General features: G+C 40.0%; 8 protein-coding genes and 4 pseudogenes. 8 read left to right on the top strand and 4 right to left on the bottom strand.

Going from position 1 to position 9,674, the window contains the following annotated elements; translation table 11 throughout:
- Positions 1–96 precede the first annotated feature (96 nt).
- Positions 97–261 (bottom strand): annotated as a pseudogene (locus FC99_RS00450) (helix-turn-helix domain-containing protein); the annotation flags it as partial.
- A 445-nt stretch (positions 262–706) separates the two neighbouring features.
- Between FC99_RS00450 and FC99_RS00445 the strand changes: the two are divergent.
- From FC99_RS00445 to FC99_RS00435, 5 genes and pseudogenes are all read left to right on the top strand, one after another.
- Positions 707–1,144: a MarR family winged helix-turn-helix transcriptional regulator gene (locus FC99_RS00445; protein WP_056986434.1), complete on the top strand. Its 438-nt coding sequence runs from the start codon at positions 707–709 to the stop codon at positions 1,142–1,144.
- 268 nt (positions 1,145–1,412) lie between these two features.
- Positions 1,413–1,565: pseudogene (locus tag FC99_RS13720) on the top strand (IS30 family transposase); the annotation flags it as partial.
- An 18-nt stretch (positions 1,566–1,583) separates the two neighbouring features.
- Positions 1,584–2,309, top strand: a pseudogene (locus FC99_RS00440) (restriction endonuclease subunit S); the annotation flags it as partial.
- A 170-nt stretch (positions 2,310–2,479) separates the two neighbouring features.
- Positions 2,480–2,569: a putative holin-like toxin gene (locus FC99_RS14065; protein WP_222844221.1), complete on the top strand. Its 90-nt coding sequence runs from the start codon at positions 2,480–2,482 to the stop codon at positions 2,567–2,569.
- A 480-nt stretch (positions 2,570–3,049) separates the two neighbouring features.
- The gene (locus tag FC99_RS00435; RefSeq protein WP_225420561.1) at positions 3,050–3,274 is read left to right on the top strand and encodes a transposase; all 225 of its coding nucleotides are present in this window, start codon (positions 3,050–3,052) and stop codon (positions 3,272–3,274) included.
- Between the two features lie 119 nt (positions 3,275–3,393).
- Here FC99_RS00435 and FC99_RS00430 read toward each other — a convergent pair whose 3' ends face one another.
- The 3 genes from FC99_RS00430 to FC99_RS00420 are packed head-to-tail and all read right to left on the bottom strand — an operon-like array spanning position 3,394 to position 6,351.
- Positions 3,394–4,311 carry a glycine betaine ABC transporter substrate-binding protein gene (locus FC99_RS00430; RefSeq protein WP_056986428.1) on the bottom strand — a complete coding sequence of 306 codons (918 nt, stop codon included), beginning with the start codon at positions 4,309–4,311 and terminating at the stop codon, positions 3,394–3,396.
- A 7-nt stretch (positions 4,312–4,318) separates the two neighbouring features.
- Positions 4,319–5,158 (bottom strand): ABC transporter permease, encoded by an 840-nt coding sequence (locus tag FC99_RS00425; RefSeq protein ID WP_056986426.1) that lies wholly within the window; start codon positions 5,156–5,158, stop codon positions 4,319–4,321.
- Positions 5,158–6,351: a quaternary amine ABC transporter ATP-binding protein gene (locus tag FC99_RS00420; RefSeq protein WP_027822877.1), complete on the bottom strand. Its 1,194-nt coding sequence runs from the start codon at positions 6,349–6,351 to the stop codon at positions 5,158–5,160. The genes FC99_RS00425 and FC99_RS00420 overlap by 1 nt, the downstream gene beginning before the upstream one ends.
- A 419-nt stretch (positions 6,352–6,770) precedes the next feature.
- Between FC99_RS00420 and FC99_RS00415 the strand changes: the two genes are divergently transcribed.
- The 3 genes and pseudogenes from FC99_RS00415 to FC99_RS00405 all read left to right on the top strand — a co-directional run.
- Positions 6,771–7,757: an IS30 family transposase gene (locus FC99_RS00415; RefSeq protein WP_191982033.1), complete on the top strand. Its 987-nt coding sequence runs from the start codon at positions 6,771–6,773 to the stop codon at positions 7,755–7,757.
- A 382-nt stretch (positions 7,758–8,139) separates the two neighbouring features.
- Positions 8,140–8,856: an aggregation-promoting factor gene (gene apf / locus FC99_RS00410; RefSeq protein ID WP_041161898.1), complete on the top strand. Its 717-nt coding sequence runs from the start codon at positions 8,140–8,142 to the stop codon at positions 8,854–8,856.
- A gap of 303 nt (positions 8,857–9,159) precedes the next feature.
- Positions 9,160–9,540: pseudogene (locus FC99_RS00405) on the top strand (transposase); the annotation flags it as partial.
- Between the last annotated feature and the right edge of the window lie 134 nt (positions 9,541–9,674).

Raw genomic sequence — 9,674 nt, 5'->3', positions numbered from 1 at the left:
CAAAAACCTACATTTTTAAACCGCCATTTTCCAACATTTCTACGCCGCTATTGACAACTGTTCGAAGATACGAGTATTAGCGTTAATCTGTGTTGTTGTCCCCCGTCTTAATTCACGCGAAATCGTACTGGGATTACGATGAAGAGCCTTGGCAATCCGGCGGATGGACCAATCTAAGCCCCTTAGGGCTTCAATTCGACCACGTTCAGCTAAATTGAGTTGGTGATACTGATTAGATATGATATTCTTAATTCGGGTCATGAAGATACCTCTTTCTTGTTTGTGGTGAATTAAGAATAGGTCTTCATGGCCTTTTTGACTAGTCTGAATAAAGAACTGGTCTAGTAGAGCAGGTGTTGCACTTCAATTTTAAATCGAGGAGATTGTAAAATTAACCTTCAATGCATATTAATAATATTTCTAACGTTCATAATGAGTTTGAATCAATTTATTATAATAAGAATTATAAATAGTTTATCGACAGATTTTAGAGTTTCTATTAACCCGAGCCAATCAACGATGCTGCTAAACCGGTTCAGGCTGGTCAAACAGAGGCTACTAATTTTGTAGATCAATGGTTGCCTCGAACTGATGAAACTGACCAACGACATATGACACTGAGGGGCTTATTACTATTAGCCATGAGTAGTTTGTTATAACTCTTCGGAATGACTCAGCGGCAGTACAAAGAATAGGATGATATTATATGCTAAATCAGCAGCAAATTAAGAACCAGTTTGAGAGCTTAACAACCCTGCAAGCTATTCAGAATCAGGCATACCAGATGTTAGTGCAAGGACTGGCCAAAACTGAATTTTCAATGCGTGAGTGGGGAATATTAGTCTATCTTGAACAACATGGGCAAGCTACTGCTAGTGAATTAGCTGATGCATTCACGGTCACGCGCACACTAATTTCCAGGAATACTTGGCGATTGATTCAAGATAATTTAATTCAATCACAAGTGAATCCAAATGATCGACGAATTGTTTGGCTATCTTTGACTGTTAATGGCCAAGAAAGGGTCCAGGAAGGTGTTCGGCAAGTGCAAGCGAACTTAAAAGCTTTCAACCAGAGTCACGATCTGGAGAAGTTGACTAAACAAGTGGAAACTTTGTCACAACAACTTGCTAGGATAAATTAAAGTTTTTTCAAGATAAGTCAAGATGTACTAATGTAAATAAAGATCAGTCTGTTAAAATCTTTGGGTTTTGGCAGACCGGTCTTTTATTGAAATGAAGAAAATTTAAACATTAAGATTATTTTAGTCTCGTGACAATAATCATTTTGTATACCTAAGTAATTAATCGAGCATTGCAAGTGGCAAAGTTTCTCACCATTAAAAAAGCTTAGATATATGGTAGATTGTAAAATTAATCCGAACAGCGTTCGGATTAATTTTACAATCTACCTATTTTTATCCTAAAGGGACTCGTTTTGAGCACATTAGTGCTCAAGATTTAACGACGACGTTACTCCAAATTAACCAGCGACCGCTTAAAATACTCGACTGGCAAACACCGTATCAGGTTATGCTGACAAATTTGTCCAAAAATTCGGATTAAATTTGCAATCTACCACACCTCGACACCCTCATCGCAGTCAACCAGCGTAAGTTAGCTAAGCTTAAGGCACTTAAACAGGGCTATTTGCAGAAATTGTTCCCCAAAAATGGGAGCAAGTTCCCAGAATTAAGATTTTTAGGGTTTGCTGACGCTTTGGAACAGCGTAAGTTCTTCGACAACATTAGACGTACAGTAGATTTTCGTGGACGTACTCCCAAAAAACTGGATATGGATTGGAGCGAGTCTGGATATCTTGCCCTTTCAGCTCTTAATGTAAAAAATGGTTATATTGATCCATCTGCTGATGCACATTATGGAAATCAAAAACTATATGATAAGTGGATGACTGGAAAAGAACTTTATAAGGGCCAAGTATTATTTACCACAGAGGCACCAATGGGAAATGTGGCACAAATACCGGACAACAACAAATATATTCTCAGTCAACGAACAATCGCTTTTGATGTTGCTTCAGATAAAATCACAAATGATTTCTTGGCTGTCTTGTTACGTTCGCCGAAATCATTTAATGAATTATCATCCTTATCAAGCGGCGGTACTGCGAAAGGTGTTAGTCAAAGATCTTTATCACAGTTCAAAGTAACACTACCTAAAAGTTTACAAGAACAAAAGAAAATTGGCATTTTTTTCAAACAACTCGACAAGACTATCGCTCTTTATCAGCGTAAACTTGAAAAACTCCAGGAACTCAAAAAAGGATATCTACAAAAGATGTTTTGCTGATACTTAATGCAATCAAATTGGGCTTCTAGGAAGCTTGATACCTTAATGTTTATTGTGGCTTGGTCAATCCATCATTTCTTTGTATGCTTGACTAAGCAATTTTAAGGGCAGTGACTGTCTTTTCCCTTGCGAGTTGACATGGAATAATCTTCAAGAAGGTTTCACAGTCAATGAGCGTCTTCCAGACAGTCTCGCTGATATTGCTGTTTGGCACATTTTTAATCGTGCTACTCAACTATATCAACAAGCACTACCAATAAAAAAGCCTCCCTACATAACTTTGAACGGTTATGGGGCGCCTTGATATCGTTCTTTAGCTAAGGCCACCGCCTTTGAAGCGGCTTGCGCGGGAAGCCCTGTTTTCGATGGTACTTCCTTTTGCTGTTTTTATTATAACGTGGTTATAACTGACTTTCGATCATTTTTAAGCATGACTCCTACGGTGGTGTAATGTACCGAACAATTTGTCCGTCATTACATCATAGGAACCCCTTTATCTTGGCCTTCCAAAAGAGCTAAATCTTGATACGTTCATCTGCGGTAAGTAAGTATAGGTCCTTTGTGGTCGTCTTTTCTTTTGATTTTGACACGCAAAATTATTACCGAGGAAGTCACCGAATGTCTCAAATTTGGGGCAAGACTTCAAAACAACTTATGAGATTTATCAAGACATCATAAAGTCTTTGCGCATTCATAATACAAACCTATTTCATTAGTTCCTATGCCAATATCATCAACTAATTAAACAAATGGGCACAACCATCAAAAGCTTTAAGAAGTACCGGAAACAGGCCCTGAACGCCGTTGAATCACCATATTCAAACGGTTATTTAGAGGGCAACATCGGCCGAATTAAGAAGATTAAAAACACTGCTTTTGGCTTCCGTAATTGGGAGAACTTTGTCAACCGTATTAAGATTCAACGCCAATGGCTTCACCCAGCACGTCAAACTGTGACGGTATAAAAAAGTACCTAGACCAATTAAGCTCCAGATACTTCATAAGGATTCCATCAACTTCACATGACAAATAACAAAAAAACTGGCATTGGTGTGGTCCAATGCCAGAAATTTTACAGCCAATATCATTTGTTTTTTAGATCATCAACAGTATTAATATTCTTCATATATTTGGGAACTGCCAACCCTGTTTGAGCACCCTTCAAATTTTTGCGCAATTGAACATACTTACCTTTGCACTTCTTGGCATACAAGCCATGGGTAACTGGTAACTCAGCAGTCAAGGAAGCGTCAGAACTACCATTAGCTATCGAATTCCACATAACTCCCACGTCTAACTGTTGCATTGTAGCTTTATATCCTTTTTGCTTCAACAAAGTCGTTACTAAAGTGGTTACCGCAATTTCATAGTCATATGGTGTATAAACTAATTTAATTTTTTTGCCATGACCGTTTGGCACCCCCGCTGTCCATGCTTTGACTTGTTTAGGATGGTTTTTAATAAACTGATTGACAGCTTTTTGCTTATTCATGCCACCGTTTATGTTCAGCATTACTGGATTTGACATTGAAATTGTCCAATGGAAATTCTTTAGTAACTTAGTAGCACCTGGATTATCTTTTTCCAACCCTTTACGTGTAATGGTGCGCATTGATTCACCATTACCATAAACATGTTTTGGATCTTTTAAAAATTTCAACGAATATTTAGCAACCATCCAGTGTGGCTGCCAGCCAGTAACAACGATAGGCTGTTTATTTTTAACTGCCTTGGATAACGTGCTAATCATCGCAGCTGTAGAACTTGGCATGATCTGCCAGTTAGCCTGTTTCAACTTATATTTTGACAACAATGTTTGTGTATTAGCCATTTCACCCGCACCAGCTTCGATCCCTGTAATCGTATAATTGATTTGCGGTCCTAACTTTTTATGTGAGTCGTATTCAGCTGGTTTAGCACAAGCACTAACTATGGCTGTCAAACATATAATCACTGTGGCCATTTGCAAATAACGGAGAATTCTTTTCTTCAAACTAATCATTCCCCCTTTATTTGGATGTTTTGTTGAACGATTGTGTGATTCGATCCAAAATAATAGCTACAATAACCACAGCAATTCCTGCGGCAAATCCTGCCCCGGCATCATTACGCCCCACAGCAAAGTAAACCTGAGTTCCTAAACCAAGGGCGCCAATCATTGATGCAATCACGACCATTGAAAGTCCAAGCATCATCGTTTGATTAATTCCGGACATTATTGTTGTTTTTGCTAGTGGTAACTGTAATTTGATTAGCTTTTGCCAGCTGGTCGAGCCAAAGGAATCCGCTACCTCGATCAAGTCACTTGGCACCTGCCGGATTCCCAAGTTTGTCATTCGCACTGTCGGTGGCGTCGCAAAAATCACTGAAGCCAACACCCCCGGTACCATCCCGATACCAAAAAATGAAACGGCCGGTATTAGATAAACAAACGCTGGCAAGGTCTGCATGAAGTCAAGAATTGGTTTGATTACGATCTCAGCTCTTGAACTTTTTGCCATCCAAATTCCAAGTGGAATCCCAACAACGATTGCAATCAAACTAGACGACAAAACTAACGTCAAGGTCTGGGTCATATCACGCCAGTATCCTAAGTTCCAGATCAATAACAGCCCCAAAACTTCAAACACCATGAAACTAATTTTCTTTTGTCCTCGTTTAACCCAGTACGTGAGTGCTAAGACCACCAAGATAAAGACCCATTGCGGCAAGAAGTCAAAAGCCCATTGAATACCGTCAATGATTACCTGGAAAAAGATCGTCACACTATAAAAAAATCCGGTAAATTGACTCAGCCAGTCAACACCTGAGTTGATCCATTCCGCTAAAGGTATTTGTCCAATATTCATTAAGCACTCACCTCTTCCCCAGCGATAGCCGCCAAAACAGAACTCCGTAGAATGATGCCTAGTAGATGATCGTCATCATCCAACACGACATAAGGAATTGCTGCCTTCGAAATATCGTTAATCAATGCATTGATTGGCATATCCACACTTGTCTTAGGCACGTCTGTCCTAAGGACTGACTTCAGGTCTTCACTGCCCTTCTTAATCAGATCCGAAACATCATGCGCATCGGCAAAACCCACGAATTTGTTGTCATTATCAACCACGTATATTGAAGAGATATCGTTGGCTCGCATTCTCCGCAAAGCCACCCGTGGTCCAGCCTTTCCAATATTAACCACCTGGGCCTGCGTCATTACACTACTTGCCGTCAGGACCTTTGTCCGGTCGACCCCTTCGATGAAGCGTTCTACGTAATCATTAGCCGGGTGAGTCAAAATATCTTCCGGATTATCAATTTGTTCGATATGGCCATCACGCATGATCATAATCCTATCCCCTAATTTCAAAGCTTCGTTCAGGTCATGGCCAATAAAAATGATCGTTTTATGCATTTTTTCTTGAATTTGCAATAACAAATCCTGCATTTCTTTCCGATATAACGGATCCAAGGCCGAAAATGCCTCGTCCATCAACAGAATCTCGGCATCATTGGCCAAAGCGCGCGCGAGACCAACCCGCTGCTGCATCCCGCCTGATAACTGATCTGGATATTGGTCGTCATACCCGGTCAAGCCGACTAGTGTCAATGCTTCATGAGCTTTCCTGTTTCGTACATCTAACGGAAACTTTTTAAGCTCCAATCCATAAGCCGCATTTTGTAATACGGACTTATGCGGAAACAAGGCAAAATTTTGAAAAACCATGCCGATCTTATCTTGGCGCAAGTGACGTAATTCTTCCTTACTGAGGCCCATCACACCTTGTTCATCGATTTCAATATCCCCATCAGTCGAATTTATCAAGCGGTTGATCATTCGGATAATCGTAGACTTTCCACTTCCAGACAGCCCCATGATTACAAACAGTTCACCTTCATTAACAGCAAAACTAGCTTGATTAACTCCAACAGTACAACCTGTCTGCGAAAGGATCTCTGCTTTAGACTTTCCCTCACGCAACAATTTTTTTGCTAGAGATATTTGCTTTCCAAAAATCTTAGTTACATTTTTAACTTTAACTTTTTCTACCAACATACACCTCCATGTATTAGCATGTTACCCAGATTATTATTCATAAGGAATAATAATCTGGGTAACATGCGCCACGCGCTTGGGTAGACATGGTGTATAACGCTATGAATGAGTCAAAATAAAATTTACATTTTTTATATTCACCAATTTGTTCTAAACCAAGAAATTAGCACCATATCCAACCAATTTCATCATACTCAACCTTCATAAGGCGTTCAAAAACTTCTTGGTTACCTAAAAGTACTATAATCCACTATATCAAAATTTTGATTTTTTTAAAAGTCTCCAGCTTTAGAACGTGATTAGAATTTTTTTAATAGGGCGAATTTACAATTGAAATGCAACACAAAGTAAAAAAATAAACCCATACCGGGTAGAATATGTTTAACGACCAAATCAAACAATTCGAGGTATCCGGTATGAGCTATAAACATCTTACTATAAAAGAACGTGAAATACTTATGTTTTTACGAACTAAGGGGTTATCTATCCGGGCTGTTGCGTTACGGCTGGGGCGAAATCCAAGCACTATTTCACGGGAGTTAAAACGTTGTGCAGGTAATTATTCCCCAAGCAAAGCAGATAATGACTATCATCAAAAGCGGCAGAATTGTCACAAGAAGCGGCTATTAGACAGCCATCCACAATTACGCCGTCAAATTGTTCATTACATCTTAGATCTGCACTGGTTACCAGAGCAGATTACCGCTCGCTTTAATAAGGAACATCAATGGTGTGTTAGCTACAACACAATTTACCGTCATATCTATCAACACAATTTAGGTGAGAAGTACTCCTCACGTGGTGATACCGGTATTCAGCGCCATCTCAGACATAAACATCGGACTCGGCATTCAAAGAATACTAGACGACATCGAGAAGTACAGACCGACTATATCTCGATCCATGAGCGCCCTGGTTTTATCAACCAGCGTCAACGTATAGGTGACTGGGAAATTGATACTGTGATTGGTCGAACGGGTCACGCCATCCTTTTAACGGTTGTCGATCGGCTTAGTCGGCTTACGCTTATCAAAAAGGTTGTGCAAAAGGACTCGCAGGAGATAAATAAAGGCTTAGTTGAACTGTTAGGGGCCATTCCTAAAGAATTTGTTCATTCTATTACACCAGATCATGGGACCGAATTTCTTCATCTTGATGAAATCAGCGAAAGGTTAGGTGTTACTGTCTATTGGCCCGATCCATATTCGCCTGAACAGCGTGGAACAAATGAGAATACAAATGGATTAATCCGGGAATATTTTCCCAAGCGAACAGATATTGATAATTATACAGAACAGGACGTTGAACACTGCCAAAAGCAGTTAAATCAACGTCCTCGCAAAGTGTTAAACTATGAAACCCCATATGAAGTATTTTTTGACAAACCGTTGCACTTAGTTTGACAATTCGCCATATATAATTAAGCAATGCACCTTAAAATCGCTTAGAAGACGTTTTAAAGGGTCTATACGGTGTGCTGTGTTGTGGTGTGTGATTGCTTGGTGTTGAACGTATAGATTTAGATACTATTTGGTCGTGAAATATTTATCCCGCTACTTTTATTCTAGTAATGTTGATACAATCTACCAAATATTACAATTCATTACAAAAACGGCCTTATATTACAAGCACCCCCTAAAAACGTAATGTTCTGATTATTGCACTGCAACACTCACTAGTTATACTAGTCACTGTTGATTGGTTGAGACATCAACTGCTCGACCAATAGAAAATATATGTAAATAATCGAATACACGCAAATTATAGGAGAGTGTATTAATTATTATGAAGATCAAAAACCTTGTATTATCATCAACTGCTGCATTAGCTTTATTCGCTATCTCAACAACGGTTGCCAACGCTGATACTTATACTGTTAAGGCCGGCGATACTGTTTCAGCAATTGCCCAAGCTCACAACACTTCAGTTTCAGCCATTGAAAAGGCAAACAAGTTAGCTAATGTTAACTTAATCTTCATTGGTGATAAGCTTGAAGTCAATGGTACTACTACAACAACCACGACTTCTGCTGCTACAAGTGCTGCACCACAATCAGCAACTAGCCAAGCTACGTCTTCAGCTGCTTCAACAACCTCAACGACTTCAACACAGACGACTCAACAAACGACCACGACACAATCATCAGCTCAGACTAGTCAAACTCAAGCTCAACCGAGCCAAGCTAGCCAGACCCAATCAAGTCAAACACAAACTAGCAAACCTGCTGCTCAGACGACGACTCAAACGTCTAGTTCAACATCAAACTATAGCAACAATGGTTCTGATAGTGCTGCTAAGGCTTGGATTGCTGGTAAAGAATCTGGTGGTTCATATTCTGCTCGTAACGGTCAATACATCGGTAAGTACCAATTAAGTGCTTCATACTTAAACGGTGACTACTCCGCTGCCAACCAAGAACGTGTTGCTAACAGTTATGTTGCTTCACGTTATGGTTCATGGAGCAACGCCAAGAGTCACTGGCTTGCTAATGGCTGGTACTAAAAAGCCACTCTAAATTAATAAACAAATGCAAAGATTGCGGATCATTTCTGATTCGCAATCTTTTTTCTACTATATTAAATCTGTGCTGAAGCACGTGTGTCCCCCCACCAATACCCATTATAAAGTTACTCAGTTGCTAAGTGACTTTATAATGGGCCTTAGCACTTAGCATGCTGACAACCCGTTATTTAGATATGCGATATGCTTATTCTAGCAACCGCTTTAAGACGGACACGATCCAGACCTGCTAGTTGTCTCCCCCAATCGACGACCCACTCTCCCAACCAAAATACCACATGTTTTTATTTGGCGGTTGATATTAATGGTTTACCACAAGCCATTCTCGTGACACGAGCTAATGTATCAGATCGTTCAGGTGCATTGGCTATGTTTAGTTTGGTTAGCCAAAATTTAGAGCTGGTTCAGCATGTCATGGTTGATGGTGGCTACACTGGCAATGACTTTGCGGATCAGGTGAAGCTCATTTTGAATGCTAAGACGACGGTAGCTAAACGCAACGAGTTGCATATGTTCACGGTGTTACCGCAACGATGGATCGTTGAACGTTCATGGAGTTGGCTAGACAAATGTCGGCGACTTTGGAAAAACTGTGAACGTGCCCTTAACAGCAGTCTTCAAATGGTTGTATTGGCCTTCCTGAAGATAGTTCTTAAAAGATACTAGACAGGTTCTTAATAAGGCAGCTACGGGTGTAATAATCAGCCGACGAATCTTAAGCGGTGCACACGCATTGATAGAGCTACATCACCATTGAGTTACGCCCATTGCAACACTAAAAACCGGTTGTTTATGACCAG

Source organism: Levilactobacillus koreensis JCM 16448 (genome assembly GCF_001435525.1).
GTDB classification, from domain to species: Bacteria; Bacillota; Bacilli; order Lactobacillales; family Lactobacillaceae; genus Levilactobacillus; species Levilactobacillus koreensis.
The sequence above is the reverse complement of the archived record's forward strand: the minus strand, read 5'-3'. Positions and strand labels throughout refer to the sequence as shown.